The organism is Neisseria sp. P0021.S007, assembly GCF_051956855.1.
This window is the reverse complement of the sequence record NZ_JBQCXA010001717.1, coordinates 1-443: the sequence shown is the minus strand read 5'-3', so window position 1 is coordinate 443 and position 443 is coordinate 1. Positions and strand designations below refer to the sequence as shown.

Sequence of the window (443 nt, the reverse complement as noted above, 5' to 3'; positions counted from 1 at the left end):
GGGAGAAGCCACGCCCGATTTCGCGCCGCCCGAACAATTAAACCGAGCCGCCCGCATCATCGTCATGGGCGCAACGGCAAAACTGTTCTACCACTATCAATACGAAACTGGGCAAAAACCGCCGCCCCGCCTGCTTGAGTCGACAACGTGGGCAATGATTGTGCAGGGGTGGCAAATCAGTGCGGGCGAAATGGCATGGGCGCGCGACGTGATGCTGGCGCAGGAACGTGCCGCCAAAGCATTTTTCACACGCTACGACGTGTTAATGACGCCCGTCTGCCCGCGCACCACGCCGAAAATCGGCGAGATGATGCCGCCGCCCGCCGCACAAAAAGCCATGCGCCTGCTGTTTGGCACGCTGCGCTTGGGTTTTCTGTTGAAAAACAACCCGTTTTTAGAAAAAGAAGCCGCCACGACGCTGCAATACGTCGGTTATACGTCGC

Annotated in this window: 1 pseudogene; it reads left to right on the top strand. The window is 58.2% G+C overall.

Annotation, left to right across the window (positions count from 1 at the left end):
• A pseudogene (locus tag ACTHUR_RS21095) lies at positions 1–443 on the top strand (amidase); the annotation flags it as partial.